The organism is Stenotrophomonas rhizophila (genome assembly GCF_020857975.1).
In the GTDB taxonomy this organism is placed as follows: Bacteria; Pseudomonadota; Gammaproteobacteria; order Xanthomonadales; family Xanthomonadaceae; genus Stenotrophomonas; species Stenotrophomonas rhizophila_C.
The window spans coordinates 23988-43593 of sequence record NZ_JACWUO010000003.1; the positions used below are offsets into that span (position 1 = coordinate 23988).

Annotated in this window: 14 protein-coding genes and 1 riboswitch; of the genes, 7 read left to right on the forward strand and 7 right to left on the reverse strand. The window is 68.0% G+C overall.

What is annotated here, in order from left to right; all coding sequences use genetic code 11:
• The first annotated feature begins 2 nt into the window (after positions 1-2).
• Positions 3-1010 (forward strand): glycosyltransferase family 2 protein, encoded by a 1008-nt coding sequence (locus IC535_RS03945; protein WP_228887461.1) that lies wholly within the window; start codon positions 3-5, stop codon positions 1008-1010.
• Positions 1011-1034: 24 nt separating this feature from the next.
• On the opposite strand, the gene IC535_RS03950 is transcribed toward IC535_RS03945, so the two are convergent.
• Both IC535_RS03950 and IC535_RS03955 read right to left on the reverse strand, forming a co-directional pair.
• Positions 1035-2114 (reverse strand): metal-dependent hydrolase, encoded by a 1080-nt coding sequence (locus tag IC535_RS03950; protein WP_228887462.1) that lies wholly within the window; start codon positions 2112-2114, stop codon positions 1035-1037.
• A gap of 48 nt (positions 2115-2162) precedes the next feature.
• The gene (locus tag IC535_RS03955; RefSeq protein WP_228887463.1) at positions 2163-3005 is read right to left on the reverse strand and encodes a UDP-2,3-diacylglucosamine diphosphatase; all 843 of its coding nucleotides are present in this window, start codon (positions 3003-3005) and stop codon (positions 2163-2165) included.
• 345 nt (positions 3006-3350) lie between these two features.
• Between IC535_RS03955 and metK the strand changes: the two genes are divergently transcribed.
• Together metK and IC535_RS03965 are read left to right on the forward strand one after the other, a co-directional pair.
• Positions 3351-4562: a methionine adenosyltransferase gene (gene metK / locus IC535_RS03960; protein ID WP_228887464.1), complete on the forward strand. Its 1212-nt coding sequence runs from the start codon at positions 3351-3353 to the stop codon at positions 4560-4562.
• 272 nt (positions 4563-4834) lie between these two features.
• Positions 4835-5353 carry an acyl-CoA thioesterase gene (locus tag IC535_RS03965; protein ID WP_228887465.1) on the forward strand — a complete coding sequence of 173 codons (519 nt, stop codon included), beginning with the start codon at positions 4835-4837 and terminating at the stop codon, positions 5351-5353.
• Between the two features lie 21 nt (positions 5354-5374).
• On the opposite strand, the gene IC535_RS03970 is transcribed toward IC535_RS03965, so the two are convergent.
• The 3 genes from IC535_RS03970 to IC535_RS03980 form a co-directional block, all read right to left on the reverse strand.
• On the reverse strand, positions 5375-7468 hold the full coding sequence (locus IC535_RS03970; RefSeq protein ID WP_228887466.1) for a hypothetical protein: 2094 nt from the start codon (positions 7466-7468) through the stop codon (positions 5375-5377).
• 304 nt (positions 7469-7772) lie between these two features.
• Positions 7773-10484 carry a phosphoenolpyruvate carboxylase gene (gene ppc / locus IC535_RS03975; RefSeq protein WP_228887494.1) on the reverse strand — a complete coding sequence of 904 codons (2712 nt, stop codon included), beginning with the start codon at positions 10482-10484 and terminating at the stop codon, positions 7773-7775.
• 269 nt (positions 10485-10753) lie between these two features.
• Positions 10754-13276, reverse strand: a complete 2523-nt coding sequence (locus IC535_RS03980; RefSeq protein ID WP_228887467.1) for an alpha/beta hydrolase family protein — start codon at positions 13274-13276, stop codon at positions 10754-10756.
• A 126-nt stretch (positions 13277-13402) separates the two neighbouring features.
• Positions 13403-13489, forward strand: a riboswitch (S-adenosyl-L-homocysteine riboswitch).
• An 81-nt stretch (positions 13490-13570) separates the two neighbouring features.
• Here IC535_RS03980 and ahcY point away from each other — a divergent pair.
• The 3 genes from ahcY (at position 13571) to IC535_RS03995 (ending at position 16250) form a co-directional block, all read left to right on the forward strand.
• Complete coding sequence (gene ahcY / locus IC535_RS03985) at positions 13571-15031, forward strand: adenosylhomocysteinase (RefSeq protein WP_228887468.1); 1461 nt, start codon at positions 13571-13573, stop codon at positions 15029-15031.
• 239 nt (positions 15032-15270) lie between these two features.
• A complete protein-coding gene (ybaK, locus tag IC535_RS03990; protein ID WP_228887469.1) occupies positions 15271-15744 on the forward strand; it encodes a Cys-tRNA(Pro) deacylase in 474 nt (157 codons plus the stop codon).
• Positions 15741-16250, forward strand: coding sequence for a hypothetical protein (locus tag IC535_RS03995; protein ID WP_228887470.1), 510 nt, complete (start codon positions 15741-15743; stop codon positions 16248-16250). Before ybaK ends, IC535_RS03995 begins: the two co-directional genes overlap by 4 nt.
• A gap of 53 nt (positions 16251-16303) precedes the next feature.
• Here the strand turns inward: IC535_RS03995 and IC535_RS04000 are convergent, their stop codons facing one another.
• Positions 16304-16861 (reverse strand): DUF3228 family protein, encoded by a 558-nt coding sequence (locus IC535_RS04000; RefSeq protein ID WP_228887471.1) that lies wholly within the window; start codon positions 16859-16861, stop codon positions 16304-16306.
• Between the two features lie 163 nt (positions 16862-17024).
• Here IC535_RS04000 and IC535_RS04005 point away from each other — a divergent pair, with 163 nt between their 5' ends.
• Positions 17025-18557, forward strand: a complete 1533-nt coding sequence (locus tag IC535_RS04005; RefSeq protein WP_228887472.1) for an amidohydrolase family protein — start codon at positions 17025-17027, stop codon at positions 18555-18557.
• Positions 18558-18605: 48 nt separating this feature from the next.
• On the opposite strand, the gene IC535_RS04010 is transcribed toward IC535_RS04005, so the two are convergent.
• Complete coding sequence (locus IC535_RS04010) at positions 18606-19496, reverse strand: TIGR01777 family oxidoreductase (RefSeq protein WP_228887473.1); 891 nt, start codon at positions 19494-19496, stop codon at positions 18606-18608.
• Positions 19497-19606 lie beyond the last annotated feature (110 nt).

Consider the following 19606-nt stretch of genomic DNA (forward strand, 5'->3'; position numbering starts at 1 on the left):
CCATGCGCACAACCCCCAGCCCGACCGCCGCGCCGAAGATCGCGGTGATCATTCCCTGCTACCGGGTCACCCGCCATGTGTTGGGGGTGCTGGCGGCGATCGACGCTGCGGTGACGGCGATCTACTGCATCGACGATGCCTGCCCCGACGGCAGCGGCGAGCTGATCCGCACCGCGGCCACCGATCCGCGCATCACCGTACTGGTCCATCCGGCCAATCGGGGCGTGGGCGGCGCGGTCAAGACCGGGTACCGCGCTGCCATCGCCGATGGCATGGATATCCTGGTCAAGGTCGACGGCGACGGCCAGATGGACCCGTCGCTGCTGATGGACTTCGTCGCCCCCATCGCCGAGGGCCAGGCCGACTACACCAAGGGCAACCGCTTCTGGAACCTGGCCCACATCCGGCGCATGCCGCCGCTGCGCCGCGCCGGCAATCTGCTGCTGTCGTTCATGACCAAGGCCTCCTCGGGCTACTGGCAGGTGTTCGACCCGACCAATGGCTACACCGCCATCCATGCGCGGGTCGCCAGCCACCTCAAGCTCGACGCCATCAGCGACCGCTATTTCTTCGAGACCGACATGCTGTTCCGGCTCAACACCGTGCGCGCGGTGGTCCAGGATGTCGCCATGGATGCCCATTACGCCGACGAAACCAGCCACCTGCGGGTCAGCCGCATCGCCGGCGAATTCGCCTTCAAGCACCTGCGCAACACGCTCAAGCGGATCGGCTACAACTATTTCCTGCGCGATCTGTCGATCGCTTCGCTGGAGCTGGTCGCCGGCGTCGGCCTGCTCGGCTTCGGCAGCCTGTTCGGGCTGTACCACTGGACCCAGTCGGCGGCGGCCGGGGTGGCCACACCGGTGGGGACCATCATGATCTCCACCGTCGCGCTGATTTCCGGCCTGCAGTTCCTGCTGGCGTTCGTCGGCTTTGACATCGCCAACGTGCCACGCCAGCTGCTGCACCGCTCGATCAAGGTCAACCGCGCGCTGCTGCCGCCGCAATGACGCCGCTGGCCGCCCGTGGCGCGCTCAGTGCGCGGCGGGCACCGGCGCGGCACCGGCCGGTGCCTGGGTGGGCGCTACCGGCTGCTGCCATATCCGTTCCCACATCACCGCGAACCGGCGCTTCACCATCGCCCTGCCCTGGGTGCCCTGGTAGGCCGGCCGCAGCTGTTCGGGGGTGATCTCCACCCATTGCGCGCCGTCGGCACGAGCCACTGCGAAGGTAAAGGTGTAGTCCGGTTCCAGGCCCATGCGCAGGTCGCTCAGCAGCAGCCGGCCGTCGACCACCTGGGCGCGCATGAAGCCGCGGTTGAACCAGTTCAGGCGCGCTACCGCCGGGATCGCGGCGGCCTGGCGCAATGCCTGCACATTGGACGGATGACCGTCGAAGCGCATCGGGCCGTGGTCGGCCACCAGCGAGCGCTCCCCTATCACATAGCCGCTGGGGGTCATCGCCACCACCTGCCACAGCAGGGTGTTGAACGGGGTGGTCACCGAAAACCGCGGCGCATCGCCCAGCCCCATCGCGGCCAGTGCCCGGTCGGCTTCGCGTTCAACCATCTGCTTGGCCAGCAGCGACCAGCCCAGGTAGCCGCAGCTGAGCACCAGCCCGGCCACCAGCGCTTGCTGCGCCAACGGACGCGCGCGGGCGAACCAGGCCACCAGGCAGGCGACCAGCAGCCACACCGTGTACAGCGGATCGATGATGAAGACGCTGGACCACATTGTCGGGGCCGGGGTGAACGGCCACCACAGCTGGGTGCCGTAGATGGTGAACGCGTCCAGCAGCGGATGGGTGATCAACGCCAGCTGCATCGCCCAGAACCAGCGGCCCGGTGCCTGCGCCACCCGGCCGTGGCCGAAGCGCTTGAAGGCCCACCAGATCAGCGCGGCGACCCACGGCAATACCAGCAGGGAATGGCTGTAGCTGCGGTGCTCGACCATCAGCGCCACCGGGTCGGCCGCGGTGAAGGCCAGTACCAGGGCGTCCAGGTCCGGCAGGGTGCCGAGCGCGGCACCGGCCAACAGGGCGGCACGGCGGTGGCCGGCCGGTGCGATGGCGGCGGCAACCGCGCCGCCGAGTACGATCTGGGTAAAGGAGTCCATTGGCCGATGCTAGCAGCCGAAACGGGACGTGCGCCGACGGCGTTTCGCTCAGGCCGCCCTTGCCAGGGCCGCGTTGCCGGGCAGCGCCACCAGGGTCTGCCCGGTGTGGTCCAGCAGCCGCAAGCTGCCGTCGGGGTCCTCGGCCAGCACGGTCAGGCTTTCCACCCAGTCGCCGTCGTTGGCATAGATCAGCCCGTCGCGCTCCACCAGCGCGGCGCGGTGGATATGCCCACAGACGATGCCGTCCAGGCCGCGCCGGCGCACATCATCGAGACCGGCCTGGACGAAGCGTTCGATATAGCGCTCGGCCGCGCCGCTGCGCTTCTTCAGGAATTCGGAGAGGGACCAGTAGCGCTGCCCCAGCCGCCGCCGCGCGGCATTGAGCAGGTGGTTGCCGGTAAGGATGCGGTAGTACAGCCAGTCGCCGAACTTCTCCTGCAGGCCGCCGAAGTGGGTGATGCCATCGTAGTCGTCGCCATGCACCACCAGCAGCCGGCGCCCGTCGGCAGTCACGTGGATCGCCCGCCGGCGCACCTGCATGGCCGGCAGCATCAGTCCGCAGACCTTGCGCAGCGAGGCATCGTGGTTGCCGGGGATGTAGATGATCTCGGTGCCTGCACGCTGCAGCGCGTGCAGGGCCTGGATCACCTCGCTGTGGGCCGGCCGCCAGCTGGCCCGGCGGTGTGCCATCCACCACAGGTCGATGATGTCGCCCACCAGGTAAAGGCGCTCGCAGCGCAGCTCGGCCAGGAACCGCGCCAGTTCGGCGGCGTGGCAGTGGCGCGAGCCCAGGTGGACATCGGAAAGGAAGACGGCCCGTCGATGGGGCGCCAGGGCCGTCAGCGACCGCCTGGTGGTCCCCCGCACGTCGCGCTGCTCGAGTTCCTGCATGGCGTGCCCTCATGCCCGGCGGCCGGATGCGCCGAAGCCTGCGCCTGCCGCACGACAAGCCGATGGCGGTTCGGCGACAGCCGGATGACGGTCGCCCGGGTCCTGCGCCGAGGTCCCGGGCACTGGGCGGCGGGGAACAGGCGCCGGGCTGCGGACCGCCGGCCACTGTCACGCTGGTGGAACACTGGGCGGTGACGCTGGCGCTCAATCCCGTCCCACCGGGCCCTGCGACCGGCACGCGGGCTTAACCACGGGCAACCCGCGCTGGCGCACAATGCAGGCACGCGGCTTGCCGTGTATCATTCGCGACCATCTTTCCATCCGAATCAAAGGATATTACGCCTGATGTCCAGCTACCTGTTCACCTCCGAATCGGTCTCCGAAGGCCATCCGGACAAGATTGCCGACCAGATTTCCGATGCGGTGCTGGATGCGATCCTGGCCCAGGATCAGCGCGCCCGCGTGGCGTGCGAGACCATGGTCAAGACCGGTGTGGCGATCGTGGCCGGCGAGATCACCACCAGCGCCTGGATCGACCTGGAAGCGGTGACCCGCAAGGTGATCCTGGACATCGGCTACGACAGCTCCGACGTCGGCTTCGACGGCGCCACCTGCGGCGTGCTGAACCTGATCGGCAAGCAGTCCCCGCACATCGCCCAGGGCGTTGACCGCAAGAAGCCCGAAGAAATGGGCGCTGGCGACCAGGGCCTGATGTTCGGCTATGCCACCAACGAGACCGACAGCTACATGCCGGCCGCGATCCACCTGTCGCACCGTCTGGTCGAGCAGCAGGCCAAGATCCGCAAGAAGAAGAACTCGGCGCTGTCCTGGCTGCGCCCCGATGCCAAGAGCCAGGTCACCCTGCGCTATGAAAACGGTGCGGTCTCGGCCATCGACGCCGTGGTGCTGTCGACCCAGCATGCCCCCGGCGTGAAGCAGAAGGACCTGATCGAGGCCGTCCGCGAAGAGATCATCAAGCCGGTGCTGCCGGCCAAGTGGCTGCACAAGGGCACCAAGTTCCACATCAACCCGACCGGCAAGTTCGAGATCGGCGGCCCGGTCGGCGACTGCGGCCTGACCGGCCGCAAGATCATCGTCGACACCTACGGCGGCTGGGCCCGTCACGGCGGCGGTGCGTTCTCGGGCAAGGACCCGTCCAAGGTCGACCGTTCGGCTGCCTACGCTGCCCGCTACGTGGCCAAGAACGTGGTTGCCGCCGGCCTGGCCGACCGTTGCGAAGTGCAGGTCTCCTACGCCATCGGCGTGGCCGAGCCGACCTCGATTTCGGTCACCACCTTCGGCACCGGCAAGATCAGCGATGACAAGATCGAAAAGCTGATCCGCAAGCATTTCGACCTGCGCCCGTACGGCATCATCAAGATGCTGGACCTGATCCACCCGATGTACCAGCAGACCGCTGCCTACGGCCACTTCGGCCGCAAGCCGAAGGACTTCAGCTACCTCAACGGTGCTGGCGAGACGGTCAACGCCACGGCCTTCTCCTGGGAGAAGACCGACCGCGCCGCCGCCCTGCGCGCGGATGCGAAGCTGAAGTAAGACCTCGAAAGGGCCGCGAAAGCGGCCCTTTCACTTTGTAGGTAGTGCCGGCCGCTGGCCGGCAATGATCGAAGAAGATCGAAGAAGCAACGACGGGCCGCGAAAGCGGCCCATCGTCGTTTGGGCGGATACATCCAGGCGCATGGCGATGCGTTCCTCAACCCGGCGCCTCTGCACTGTCGCGGCGCATCAGCCCTATCGCGGCGCGACCGCTGGCCAGCACATCCGACCGTGGTTCGGATCTACCCCCGAACCGGCGCTACACTGCCGCCATGCCCGAATTCAAATCCAACCAGCTGTCCATGACGGTGCTGATGTCGCCGGAGATGGCCAATTTTTCCGGCAAGGTCCACGGCGGTGCGGTCCTGCGCCTGCTCGACCAGGTCGCCTATGCCTGCGCCAGCCGCTATGCCGGCCGCTACGTGGTCACCCTGTCGGTGGACCAGGTGGTGTTCCGCCAGCCGATCGCGGTGGGCGAACTGGTCACCTTCCTGGCGTCGGTCAACTACACCGGTACCTCTTCGATGGAAATCGGGGTCAAGGTGGTGGCCGAGGACATCCTCAAGCGCAGCGTGCGCCACGCCAACAGCTGTTTCTTCACCATGGTGGCGGTCGACGAGGACGGCAAGCCGACCCCGGTGCCGCCGTTGCAGCTGGAGACCAGCGACGAGCGCCGCCGCCATGCCGCCGCGCTGATCCGGCGCCAGCTGCGCGAGGAAATGGAGCAGCGCCAACGGGAACTGCTGGCCTCCAGCCCACCTTCGCCGGGCGACCTGGTCGAACAGGTCTGACCGGCAGCAGGACGCAGCGCCCTAGGGATTGCCGGTCCCGACCAGGGCCAGGTCGGACAGGAATACCTCGCCCGCGCCGGTGGCGGGGGTCAGCTCGACCGCCACGATCTCGCTCAGGTTCACCCCATTGAATGCCTTCAGCGGAATCTGCACGCTGCGCAACAGCCAGTTGACCTGTGCCGGGCTGCCGCCGGGCAGCGGCCCCAAGGCATCGCCCCCCTTGGGAATACGCGCCTTCGCCCGCCGCCCCTGCCGGTCCACCAACGCAACCGTCAATGCCGGCGCGGCCAGGCCGTGCCGGCGCTCGCTGGGCATCGCGCGCAGGCTCAGCATGCCGTAGCCGGACACATCGGTGACGCCGCCCGGCAACAGGATCCGGCTCTGGCCGCGGCCACCACTCCAGCTCAGGCGCAGCATCTGGCCGGTGCCCAGCCCGGTCCAGTGCGGCACGGTGCCCTCCCAGCTTTCGTCGGCGCAGTAGGCCTGGGTTGGCCCGGGCTGGTAGGCCCGACCATCGCAGTACAGCGCATTCCAGCCCAGATGGCTGATGCCCGCCGTATCGCGCTGGAAGCTGGCCAGGTCCAGCCGGTCCAGCGGCGGCGCCGATGCCACGCTCTGTACCACCGCCTCGCCCGGGGGCCGTGTGGCCGAACCATCGAACAGCGGCGCAAGCTGGTGCTCGTCACCCAGGTGCAGGCGGAAAAACGCGGCGATGTAGGCCGCGCCGGCACGGTACTGCGCCGGCGCCGGCAGCCGGTACGGCGAAGCCTGGCGGCACAGGCCGCTTCGGTCGAAGTAGAGCGCATCGTCGGACGCGCCCGGCCCGGTCCCGGGCGTCCACACCGCATTGTAGAAATTGTGGTTGGCGCCATGCGCGATCAGGGTGGCCTGTGGGACGTTGCCGACGCCCGCATGCCGCGACGCATCCACGTAACGCTGGCCCTGCAGATCGGAGACGTCACCGTCGCAGTACGGCAGCATCACCGCCAGCGCGGCCTGCGGGACGCGCGCATCATCGGCAAAACTGGTCGGCGCCAGCGCGAACACGGCCTTGAGGCGATGCGGGCCGACCCCGGCCGCCGCATCGACCGCCGCAGCCACCGCGCCCTCGCCACCGCGCGAATGCCCCATGACCCCGATGCGTTCCATATCCAGGCGCCCACGCAGGCGTTGGCCCAGTTCAGCGGTCGCCGTGGCGTTGGCACGCTGCAGGTAGTCCAGGTGCCGGCGCAGCAGGGCCGCGCGCGCCGAGCGGCCGTAGTCTTCGGCGCCGTTGTCGAACGCGTTGATGCCATTGACCGATACCGACACCACCACATAGCCCTGGGTGGCCAGCGCATGCGCCGGGCCGTCGTAGCCCAGATAGCTGTTCACCACCTCGCTGTCGGCCGGGCACGGCCACGCCAGGCCGGGGCCGTCGCTGGAATGGCAGGTCTGGTGGCGGCCATGCAGGAACAGCACCACCGGCATCGGCCCACCCAGGTCCTGCGGCAGGTATACGCGCGCGCGCATTTCCCCGCGGGCGATCCGGTTGCCCGCCAACGGGAAGGCAAAGGCCTGGTCGCCCAGTGCGTAATCGAACGCGTCGACCTGCAACGGGCCACGATCGGCTGGATCGGTGGCGGTCACCCGTGCCGGCGGCGGCGTCCATCCGCCCGCCGAACCGGCCTGCCGTGCCTGCACGGCAGGTTCGGCCAGGCGTACCTGGCTGGCAGGACTTACTTGCACCGACGCCGGCAGCGGCACGCTGAGGCTGCGCAGGTCCGCGCTTTCGCGTGCAGGCCCGAGCCGTTTGCCGTCGACCTCCACCCAGGTCAGCCGCGCCATCACCGGGTAGGCCCGGTCCAGCATCACCCGCAGTTGCCGCTCTGCCGGCGCATCGGTTGCCGGCGACGCCGTCGCACCGCGCACCGGTGGGGCTTCGACCTGCCAGCCGATGATGTTCGCCGGCGCCGGCTGGGCAAAGGCACCGCCTGCGGACAGGGCGCCGGCGAGCAGTACGATGGCGAGCAGGTGGTGGCACCAGCCACGCAGGCGCGGCGGACCGGCGGCGGTCCAGGCAGAGGCTGCAGGTACGCGATGCGGGCGTGATGGGACAAGCGAAATTACGGCCATGGGCAGGGCTCCGATGCAGGGTCCGCTGCTGCGGACAGCGCGAATTGAACATGCCGCATCACCGTGCAAGACCCGCCGCCACGCATGGTGGGAAACGGGAGATGCAGCCTGATGCCGGCAGGTTCACGCTAGTGCATTGATGCGCTGCTTTTTTTGCAGCGGCGCACAGTTGTTGGAAGCCGATAGCGCGTTGTGATGTAGGAAAAACCATCACGGCGATGTAATCCAGCCACTCCCGGGCGGGTGACGAAGGCGAGGTGCCGGCAGTCACGACCAACGGTCGTGACCTACCGCAGAACGCCGCCTAGCCGGTGTTCTGCACGCCCTGCGCGACGCCGTTGACGCAGGCCACCAGCGCACGCAGCACCGCGTCGTCTTCGCCGCCGCTTTCGCGCCAGCGCCGCAACAGGTCCACCTGCAGCACGCTGATCGGGTCCACATAGGGGTTGCGCAGGCGGATCGACAAGGCCAGCCGCTGGTCGTGCTGGAGCAGTTCGTGCTGTCCGGTCAGGGCCAGGATCTGCCCGGCGGTCAATTCCAGCTCGCGCTGGATCTGCGGGAAGAACCGGGCGTGCAGCGCGCCGGACAGTTGCGAGAACTGTTCGGCGATGGTGATGTCGCCCTTGGACAGCACCATCGCGATATCGTCCAGGAAGGTGCTGAAGAACGGCCAGTCATGCGCCATTTCCTGCAGCGTGGCGGTATGCCCGGCATCGATCGCGGCCTGCAGGCCACTGCCCACGCCATACCAGCCGGGAATCACCGCACGCGCCTGGCTCCAGGCGAACACCCAGGGAATCGCGCGCAGGTTGGTCAGTGCGGCATCCTCGCCCAGCCGTCGCGACGGCCGCGAACCCAGCGTCATGCGTTCGATCACGTCGATCGGGGTGGCAAGGCGGAAGTACTGCATGAAATCCTGCTGCCCGACAAAGGCGCGATAGGCATCGGCGCTCTTCTGCGCCACCAGGTCCATGACCGGCCGCCATTGCTCCTCGCGCGGCTCCGGCGCGCGCGGGCGCAGGCTGGAGCGCAGCACCGCGCCGGTGGACTGCTCCAGCGAGCGCAGCGCCAGCGCGCGGATGCCGTACTTGCGGTGGATCACCTCGCCCTGCTCGGTAACGCGCAGGCGGCCGTCGATGCTGCCGCGTGGCGAGGCGTCCACCGCGTGGGTGGTCTTGCCACCGCCACGACTGATCGAGCCACCGCGGCCATGGAAGAAGGTCAGCCCGATCGCGTTTTCCTCGGCCACCTCGAGCAGTTCCACCTGGGCCCGCTGCAGGCCCCAGCGCGAGGCGGCGATACCGCCATCCTTGCCGCTGTCCGAATAGCCCAGCATCACCATCTGCACATCGCCGCGGGCGCGCAGATGCGCGCGGTACACCGGGTCGGCGAGCAGGTCGCGCAGGGTGTCGGTGCCGCGCTTGAGATCATCGACGGTTTCAAACAACGGCGCGATATCCAGCGGCACCGCGCCGGCCGCATCGACCAGACCGCCACGGCGGGCCAGTGCCAGCACCGCCAGCACATCGCTGCGGTCGTGCGCCATGGAGATGATGTAACTGCCCAGCGCGTCGGCACCATGGCGGCGCCACGCGTCGGCCAAGGCGGCGAACACTGCATCCAGGCGCGCGCCGCCGTCCTCGGTGCTGGCCGGCAATGCCTGCGCGCCGCTGGCGAACGGTGCCAGGCGCGCGGCACGGGTGACCGCATCGGCGGCGTCCCAGGCGTCCTGGCCGTCCAGCACGCTTGCCAGCGCGCGGCCGTGCACGCTCGATTCCTGGCGCACGTCCAGCCGCGCCAGATGGAAACCGAAGGTACGCACCCGCCACAGCAGGCGGCGCACCGCGAAGCCGCCGGCATGTTCGCCCTTGTTGGCGTGCAGGCTGGCCAGGATCAGTTCGAGGTCGTGTTCGAGTTCCTGTGGCGAGGCATAGGCGCCGTCGGCATCGTCGAGCGTGGCCTGCACGCGCGCACGCATGCGGTCGTTGAGCAACCGGTAGGGCATGTCGGCGTGGCGCGGGCGCGAGGTCACTTGCGGCAGCAACTGCCGGTATTGCGCCACGCGCGCCTGCAGCGCGTCGCTGACCGCGATCCGTTCGGTGGACTGGCTGAGCAGGCTGGCCAGTTGCAGCAGGTCTTTCTGGTAGCGGCCCAGCACCGCCCGGCGCTGCGCATCCAGGGTGTGGCGGATGGTGCCGGCATCCACGTTCGGATTGCCGTCCATGTCCCCGCCCACCCAGGTGCCGAAGCGAAGCAAACGCGGCAACGGCAGGCTTTGGCCATAGGTATCGAGCAGGGCCTGCTGCAGCGACTCGTACAGCACCGGAATCACCCGGTACAGCACCTGCACCAGGTAGAAGCCGACGTGCTCGCGCTCATCATCCACGCTCGGCCGCACCGGCGAGGAATCGGTGGTCTGCCACGATGCAGTCAACGCCATGCGGAAGCGCGCGGCATCGGCCGCCGCTTCACCGGGGGTGCGCTGGCCGTCGAGGTTGTCGACCAGGCTGGCCACCATCAACTGCTCTTTTTCCAGCAGCGCCCGGCGTACCGCTTCGGTGGGATGGGCGGTGAACACCGGCTCGATATCGATGCGCGGCAGCCACTGGCCCAGCTCGTCCAGGGTCACGCCCTGCGCCTTGAGCTTGACCAGCGCATCCTGCAACCCATCCGGCTGCGGCGCGGCGGTGCCGGCGCGCTGGTAGTCGCGGCGGCGGCGGATGCGGTGCACGCGTTCGGCGATGTTGACCACCTGGAAATAGGTGCTGAACGCACGCACCATCGCTTCGGCGCGCTCAGGCGCCAGGCCGGTCAATGCATCATTGAGATCGGACAACGGGGCGTCGCTTTCGCGGCGGGCGATGGCGCGCGTGCGCACCTGTTCCACGTCTTCGAGGAACTGCGTGGAGACCTGCTCGGCAAGCAGGTCGCCGACCAGCGCACCGAGCCGGCGCACATCGTCACGCAGGGGAATATCGGGAGTGGCAAAGACGATGCTGCTGCGGTACTCGTTCATCTGCGACGCGCTGGCCTCGGGAACCGGATCCATCCAAGCCTAACCCACAACGGGGTCAATGCTGCGTCGCGCAAATAGTTACATCTGGTAGTGCCGGGCGTTGACCGGCTCCATGTACATCTGACAGGTGCCTGCCGCTGGCCGGCGTCGCATGATGCCCGGCGTCGCGAGGAGCCGGCCAGCGGCCGGCTCTCCTGTGCACTGGCCAACGGCCGGCAGGTACCGATCATTTCAAGTGCCGGCCAACGGCCGGTACCTACCGGTTGCTTTCAGCGCTTCTTCTTGATCGGCGTACCCGGGCCCACGGTCTGCTCCAGCCAACGTTCGCTTTCGGCCAGCATGGTCATGATCGATTCGCGCGCGCGGTAGGCATGCGATTCGTTGGGCAGCATCACCAGCCGCGCGGTACCGCCCAGGCCCTTGACCGCGGCGAACATGCGCTCGCTCTGGATCGGGAAGGTGCCGGAGTTGTTGTCGTCCACGCCGTGGATGAACAGGATCGGATCCTTGATCCTGTCGGCGTAATTGAACGGCGACATCTTCTGGTACACGTCCTGCGCCTGCCAGTAGTTGCGTTCCTCGGCCTGGAAACCGAACGGGGTCAGGGTACGGTTGTAGGCACCGCTGCGGGCGATGCCGGCCTTGAACAGGCGGGTGTGCGCGAGCAGGTTGGCGGTCATGAAGGCGCCATAGGAATGCCCGCCGATGGCGATGTGGTCGCGGTCGGTGACACCGCGGCGCACCACCTCGTCCACCGCCGCTTCGGCATTGGCGATCAGCTGCGGCAGGTAGGTGTCGTTGGGTTCCTTGTCGCCCTCGCCGATGATCGGCATCGACGGGCTGACCAGCACCGCATAGCCCTTGGCCAGGAATGCCTGCGGCCCCCAGGCGCTGATCGCGTTGAAGCGGTACGGCGAATCGGTGACCTGGCTGGCCGCGGCGGCGGTCTTGAACTCGCCCGGGTAGGCCCACATCAGCAGCGGCAGCGGGCCATCCTTCTTCGCGCTGTAGCCCGGCGGCAGCATCAGCGTGGCGGTCAGGTCGATGCCGTCGTTGCGCTTGTAGCGGATCAGTTCCTTGCTCACGCCACGCAGCTGCGGCAGCGGGTGCTGGAAGTGGGTCAACGCGAACGGTGCGGCGCTGGCGTCGGCCAACGACTGCACATAGAAGTTGGCTGGTTCGTCGGGCGATTCGCGGGTCAGCAGCAGCGAAGTGCCTTCGGCATCGAGCAGGGCCTGCGGTACGGCATAGACCGGCGCGGTGGAATGGAACAGGCGGGTGGTCTGCTTGCTCTCCAGGTCCAAACGGTCCACGAACGGGCGGTCGCCTTCCGGCGAGGCGCCCTGGCCGTACAGGAAGATGCTGCGGCCGTCGGCGGTGATCTGCAGGCGCGTGCGGCCGTTGACGTCGCGCACCAGGCCGGGCCGGCCCGGATCGTTGTAGCGGTCCTGCGAGGAACGCTCGGACAGCAGTTCCGGTGCCCTGTCCTGCTGGTCAGGGGCGATCCGCCACTGCTTGACTACCCGGCTCTTCCACCACGATTCGTTGAGCAGGGCCAGGTCGCCACGTCCCCACTGGATACCGGCATAGCGGCTGCCCAGCTGGGCCAGGGTGACCGGCGGGGTATCGAACGGCGCGGCCTGCATCAGCACCGCATCGCGCACCTTGGCCTGGCGGGCAGGGTCGCCACCGTCCTGGGCTTCGGCCCAGACCAGCGTTGCCGGTGCATCGGCACGCCATTCGATCCGGCGCACGCCGGTGGCCACCGCATCGTTGCCGGTCGGCAGGCCTTCCTGCAGCGGCAGCTCGGCTACGGTGTGCTCGAGCTTGCCGTCGGTGGCCGACAGCACTTCGATGCGGCGCGCAAACGCGCTGGCAGGAACCAGGTAGGAATACGGGCGCTGCACCCGCTCGCTGAGCAGATGGCGGCCATCGGGCGACACACTGAGGTCCCAATAAACACCGCCGGTGGACAGCGGCGTGGTCACGCCGTTGAGCGCGACCATGGCCGGCTGCGCGCTGGCGTAATGGTCGAACAGGCGTGCGTCGGCCTCGTTTCCGAGCAGGTCCTGGTAGGTGCGGATCGCGCGCACCCCGGCATCGGCCTGGGTCTGCTGGATCGCCGGCCCGGCCGGGATGCCACCGGCAACCGGGACCGGGCCCTTGAGCTGTTGCATCACCAGCAGGCCGCGGCTGTCGGGCAACCAGCTGTAGCCGTCGCCCAGCACCGTGTTGAGATCGGCCAGCAGGCGGCGCGCCGACCCTGCGGCCACGTCGACGATCCACAGCTCGTTGCTGCCGCTGGCGGCATGCACCTGGTTGAAGGCCAGGTACTGCTGGTCCGGCGACCAGGCCAGGGTGGCGATCGACAGGGGCTGCGGCAGCCCGCTGATCTGGCGCGCCTTGCCATCGTCGATGCGCATCAGCCACAACTTGTCGGCGAAGCTGAAGCGGCTGGCCGAATGCGTGGCCGGGTTGATGCGCAGCCCGGCCAGCTTCAGTTCCGGCTGGGCCACCTCGGCGATCGACGGCAACGACGGGGCCTGGGTCAGCGCGGCGATGTCGCGGCGCGGCGACAGGCTCAGGCTTGGCGCGCGGGGGGCATCCACCACCGCCTGCAACGCTGCCGACGGCAGCTGGTAGCCCTGCCCGCCCTTGGCCGCGACCACCTGCGGGGCCTGGGGCGTGCCGGCAGCGGCGGCCAGCGCCAGCGGGGCGACCGCGAGCAGGGCCATGGCCGCGATCAGCCGGCAGCCCCAGCGCGGGGCGCGGCGATGGTCGTTGCGTGTCATCTTGCATTCCTAATGGCGGTACCAGTGGCCGACCTTAACAGCCGGCCGCCGGATCCCCCCCTGCCGATGGTTGGGGCAGGCGGCGATTCATGCCGATGCAACGCGCCGCGATATAATGGCCGCCCCTCCACCGAGGGGCGCTGCGACCGTTCCGGACCCTGTCCGGCCGGCCAGGCTCGGTGGCCAGGATTGTTCCAACGGCGCCCGGCGAATGCGAGTTCTGCTGGTCATGTGGTTGTCGGATATTCGACATCGCGCTTGACGAGCATGGCTCGTCACTACCGGAGCTTTTCAATGAATGCTGTTGCCAAGACCTTCTCCACCGAAGGTGATTACAAGATTGCCGACATCTCCCTGGCCGATTGGGGCCGCAAGGAGCTGGATATCGCCGAGCACGAGATGCCGGGCCTGATGTCGATCCGCCGCAAGCATGCCCAGACGCTGCCGCTGAAGGGCGTGCGCGTGACCGGCTCGCTGCACATGACCATCCAGACCGCGGTGCTGATCGAGACCCTGAAGGACATCGGTGCCGACGTGCGCTGGGCGTCCTGCAACATCTTCTCGACCCAGGACCACGCCGCTGCGGCGATCGCCGCGACGGGTACCCCGGTGTTCGCCTGGAAGGGCGAGACGCTGGAAGAGTACTGGGACTGCACCCTGGACGCGCTGACCTTCACCCTGGCCGACGGCACCCTGACCGGTCCGGAGCTGGTGGTGGACGATGGTGGCGACGTCACCCTGCTGATCCACAAGGGCTATGAGCTCGAAAACGGCAGCACCTGGGTCGACGAGAAGGCCGCTTCGCACGAAGAGCAGGTGATCAAGAACCTGCTCAAGCGCGTGGCCAAGGAGCGCCCGGGTTACTGGGCACGCGTGGTCAAGGACTGGAAGGGCGTCTCCGAAGAGACCACCACCGGCGTGCACCGCCTGTACCAGCTGGCCCAGGCCGGCACCCTGCTGATCCCGGCGATCAACGTCAACGACTCGGTCACCAAGAGCAAGTTCGACAACCTGTACGGCTGCCGCGAGTCGCTGGCCGACGGCCTCAAGCGCGCGATGGACGTGATGCTGGCCGGCAAGGTTGCCGTGGTCTGCGGCTACGGCGACGTGGGCAAGGGCTGCGCCGCCTCGCTGCGTGCCTACGGCGCGCGCGTGGTGGTCACCGAGATCGACCCGATCTGCGCCCTGCAGGCGGCGATGGAAGGCTTCGAGGTCAACACCCTGGAGTCCACCCTGGGCCGTGGCGACATCTACGTCACCACCACCGGCAACAAGGACATCATCCGCATCGAACACCTGAGCGCGATGAAGGACCAGGCCATCGTCTGCAACATCGGCCACTTCGACAACGAGATCCAGGTCGACGCGCTCAATGCGATGTCGGGCGTGCAGAAGATCAACATCAAGCCGCAGGTCGACAAGTACATCTTCCCCGCTGCCGATGGGAGCGCCGGCAACGCGATCTTCCTGCTGGCCGACGGCCGCCTGGTCAACCTGGGCTGCGCCACCGGCCACCCGAGCTTTGTGATGTCCAACTCGTTCGCCAACCAGACCCTGGCGCAGATCGACCTGTGGGCGAACAAGGACACTTACGAGAAGAAGGTCTACCTGCTGCCGAAGAAGCTGGACGAGGAAGTGGCCCGCCTGCACCTGGAGAAGATCGGCGTGAAGCTGACCACCCTGAGCCAGGAACAGGCCGACTACATCGGCGTGCCGGTGGAAGGCCCGTTCAAGCCGGAGCATTACCGCTACTGATCGGCCTGCCGATTTGGTTGCGTTGAACCAGGACGGGCGCCGAAAGGCGCCCGTTTTTTGTTGGTGCCAGACCGATCACGACCAACGGTCGTGATCTACCCGTTGTGCATGCGCGGTTCGCGGCAGGCACCGAGCGATGGTCGGTACGCCCAGCGCGGTAGGTACCGACCGTTGGTCGGTACGCCCAGCCCGATAGCCTGGGTCACGCCAGCACGCCCACGCGGCGCTACGATGTGCCCATGACCCCGGCCATCAACCTGCTCCTCAAGCACGGCATCGCCCACCGCGTGCTGTCCTACCACCACGATCCGGCTGCCGACTCCTACGGAAGCGAGGCGGTGCAGCAGCTCGGGCTGGATCCGGCACAGGTATTCAAGACCCTGCTGGCCAGCACCGAGAAGCACGAACTGCTGGTGGCGATCGTGCCGGTCAGCGGCACGCTGGACCTGAAGGCGCTGGCCGAGGCCGCAGGCTGCCGGAAGTGCGGGATGGCCCCGGTCGAGCAGGCGCAGCGCGCCACCGGTTACCTGGTCGGCGGGATCAGCCCGCTGGGGCAGAAGAAAACACTGCGCACCTTCCTGGACGCCAGCGCACAGGCACTGCCGACGGTGCATGTGAGCGCCGGACGGCGCGGGCTGGAAGTGGCCCTGGCGCCGGCCGACCTGCTCCAGCTCACCCACGGCGCGGTTGCACCGATCGGCAAGCCGCGATGATCGGCAGTCTGTTCGACCGCCTGTTTGGCACGCCCCTGCCACCGCTGCAGGAAGGCGGCCCCGGCACCGCACTGCTGCAGTCGCTGGGCAGTGGCGACTACGGCGTGCTGCGCACGGCTGCCGTCACCATCGCCCTCACCCGCGGGGCGGCATTGCTGGATGATCTGGCGGCGCAGCTGCCCTACGTGGAGGCCGCCCGGGCACGCTACAACACCGACCCGAAGTGGATCCGTGAACGCTACGAACTGGACTTCGTGCTGCGCAAGCTGCGCCACTGGCGCGACCGGAGCGGCTGCCTGTGCCAGCTGTATCCGTACTGGATGCACTACCAGCCCGAGCGTGAGATCGCCAGCGGCCATCTGCTGCCCATCGCCACCGGCGTCGCCGAGGATGGCTGGGGAGATACGCAGGACGCCGCCTGCACCGCGTGCGGGCGCGGCTGGCGTTGCACCGACCGCGAGTACCACGCGCCGTGGTGGGAATGGAGTCCACTCCCGCAACGCTGATCCTGTCTCCGGGGGTAGAGCCACGCATGGCGTGGCTCTACCGGATCATCCGATCACGGCCGCCAGTTGGCATTGCTGTCCCAAAACGCCACCGCGCGCCGGTAGGCCGCGCGGTCCAGCGGCACGCCCGAACCGCCCTCTTCCACGCCCAGGGCGTTGCGCATCATGGTGATCGGCGCCATCGGCACTTCTTCCGGCTCGGCGGTGTAGATGCAGCCGACGATGCCCCACTCGGCGTCGATCGGCGAGCCCTCCCTGGCCAGCTGCTCGGCGCTGTACAGGATCACCACCAGGTAGTTCGCCCGCGGTGATTCCACCCCTTCGAACCAGCGCACCAGCACCGGCAATTCGTCGCGGTTGCGCGCCTCGTAGCCGGTATGCAGCTGATGCCGGTTGGCGTCGGTGATCGGCACGGTCAGGCAGCGCGTAGAGGTCCAGTTTTCGTACACGAACAGCTTGCAGAACGGCGCATAGCCATCGAGTACCTTCAGCGGCGCGTGCGCGTTGAGGTGCGCCTGGAACTGCTCGGCGCTGCAGTCCTGGATGGTGTTGCCGCGCGGCACGCGCGGGAACAGGCGGGGACGGGCGAATTCGGTGAGGACGATGGACATGGCGGGACACGGTGGCTGGCAGGCGCAGAGAGTAACCCAGCACGTGTGTGTGGTTGCCCCCCACTCCCGCTGCGCCGATGCGACGGCACTGGAAAGATGCGCGCATATGTAGGAATCTCTGGCAACCGGGTCGTGTCGCGATCCTGTCCAAGGACGAAGAACCATGCCTGCAGCAAAGGAAGCAGGGCCGGCCACGGGCGAGCGCCGCCGGCTACGTATTACCCTGCGCGTGGTGGCGGTCTGCGTGATCGGCCCGCTCGCACTGTTCGCACTTGGCCTATGGTGGCCCTGCCCGCAGGCGCCGCTTCCGGATGCCGTCGACAGCCGCCTGATCGTCAATGCGCGCATCATCGACGTGCGCCTTGGCAGCGCCGGGGCGCCTACCCATGTACTGATCGAGCGGGGACAGATCGTGCAGATTGGGCCGGGAGTGAAAGCCAGTGCTGGCATCCCGGTCTTCAACGCGGCTGGAGGCTACCTGCTTCCCGGCTTCTGGGACATGCACACACACGCCTTCCAGCTTTCGCCCCAGCTGCACTTTCCCTTGTCCGTGGCCAACGGCGTCACCGGGACGCGCGACATGATGGATTGCCCGCAGCACCAGGACAGCCTGATCGCCTGCGTCGCCGACAAGCGCCATTGGACCCGGTTGACCGCCACCGGTCGGATGACGGCACCGCGTTTCGTGGAAGTGGCCAGTTTCTACTTCGAGGACCCGGCGATGACCCCGGCACAGGCAGCGGCGCGTGCTGCGGCTTACCGGGCCAGGGGGGTTGACGCGTTGAAGGTCTACAACCGGATGGCGCCGGCAACCTATTTGCAGCTGGCGACCGAAGCGCGACGCCTGGGCATGCCATTGGTCGGGCATCTGCCCAAGGCAGTCAGCCTGGATCAAGCGCTACAACAGGGTCAGCGCAGTTTCGAACATGCCCACCTGCTCACCCGCCACTGTTTCAGCGATGCAGCCCACTGGCGCAGCGGTGCACTGGACCGGCTTGATCCAGTCGAGCTCGCCGAACACATGGTCGCTGGGTACGACGCAGCGGCATGCCAGCATGGTATCGATGCCATGCGCGTGGCAGGTAGCTGGTGGGTGCCCACCCACGTCACCCGCGAAGAAGATGCACGCGCGACCGATCCAGCCTTCCTCGCCGACCCCAGGCTGGTCTACCTGGATCCGCTTTCGCGCTGGGCGTATGCGGACGATCTGGCCGCGACGGCGGCACGCTATCCCGGTCCACGTGGCCAAGCCGCACTCCGAGGCTACTTTGATCACGGCCTGGCATTGACCGCTGCGGCGTACCGCGCAGGAGTACCCGTGCTGGTCGGCACTGATACTGCCATAGGTGGTTTCCGCTTCCATGACGAGATGGCGCTGCTGGTACGCGCCGGCCTGTCGCCGGCCGAGGTGCTGCGGGCGGCGACGCTGGATGCCGCCCGTTACGCGGGGAAGGAAGCGCACCACGGTTCGGTGGAGGTTGGAAAGCTCGGCGATTTGGTTCTGCTCGATGCAAATCCGTTGGAGGACATCGCACATACACGGCGGATCCAGGCCGTGTTCATGGGCGGACGATTGCACGATCGCAAGCGACTGGACGACCTGTTGGCATTCGGCCGGGGCCAGGCGCGCTCACCAGCCGTGTGGACCAAACTGGTGTGGGGTTTCGTGCGCAGCCCGGTCAGTGCGGAGCTGTGATCATGCAGGCATACGTATAGCCCACAGCACGCGGGCAGCTTGCTCCGATCAGCGCGCGGGCGCGCCCAAGATCGCCTCCAACGCCGATTCCAACGTTGGATACTGGAACCGGAAACCGCCATCCAGCGCACGCGTCGGCACCACGTTCTGCCCGGTGAGCAGCAGCCCGGCCATTTCCCCGAAAGCCAGCCTCAGCACGAAGGCGGGCGTGGTCAGCAACGCAGGCCGGCCCAGCAGCCTGGCCAGCGTGCGCGCGAACGCGGCGTTGTCCACGGCAACCGGGGCGGTGCCGTTGTAGGCGCCCTGCGCCTGCCCGTTGGCCAGCAGCCACAGGATCATCCCGACCAGGTCCTCGCGGTGGATCCAGCTCATCCATTGCCTGCCATCGCCCATCGGCCCGCCCAGGCCCATCCGGAACGGCGGCAGCATGCGCACCAGCGCGCCACCGTCGCGATCCAGCACGATGCCGGTGCGCAGCACGCAGGTGCGCACGCCCAGGGCCTGCGCCTGCAATGCCTGCGCCTCCCACTGCCGGCACAGCATCGCGGCGAAGTCATGCCCCGGGCAGGCCGCTTCATCCAGCGCGGTGGCATCGCGCGGCCCGTAATAGCCGATCGCCGAGCCGGACACCAGCACCTGCGGCGGTGCCGGCAGGGTCTGCATCCAGGCCAGCAGCGCCCGGGTGGTGCCCAGCCGCGAGTCCAGCAGGACCTGCTTGCGCGCCGGGCTCCAGCGCCCTGCGGCGAGCGGTTCACCGGCCAGGTTGACCACCGCCTGCACCGGGCCCAGGTCGTCCAGCCGGCCGATGTACTGCACGCCGTGCGGCGGCGTCCTACCGGGACTGCGGGTCAGCACGTTGACCCGGTGCCCCTGGGCAAGCAGTGCCGTGCACAGGCGCTGCCCGATGAAGCCCGTGCCGCCGGTGATCAGGATATCCATCGTCGCTGTGCCCTCTGTGGACACGCACTGTAGCCGCCGCGGCGTGGAGGCCCTGCGAGCCTTTTTTACATTCATCGCGATGGAGCGATATGATGTAACCACACCCGCCG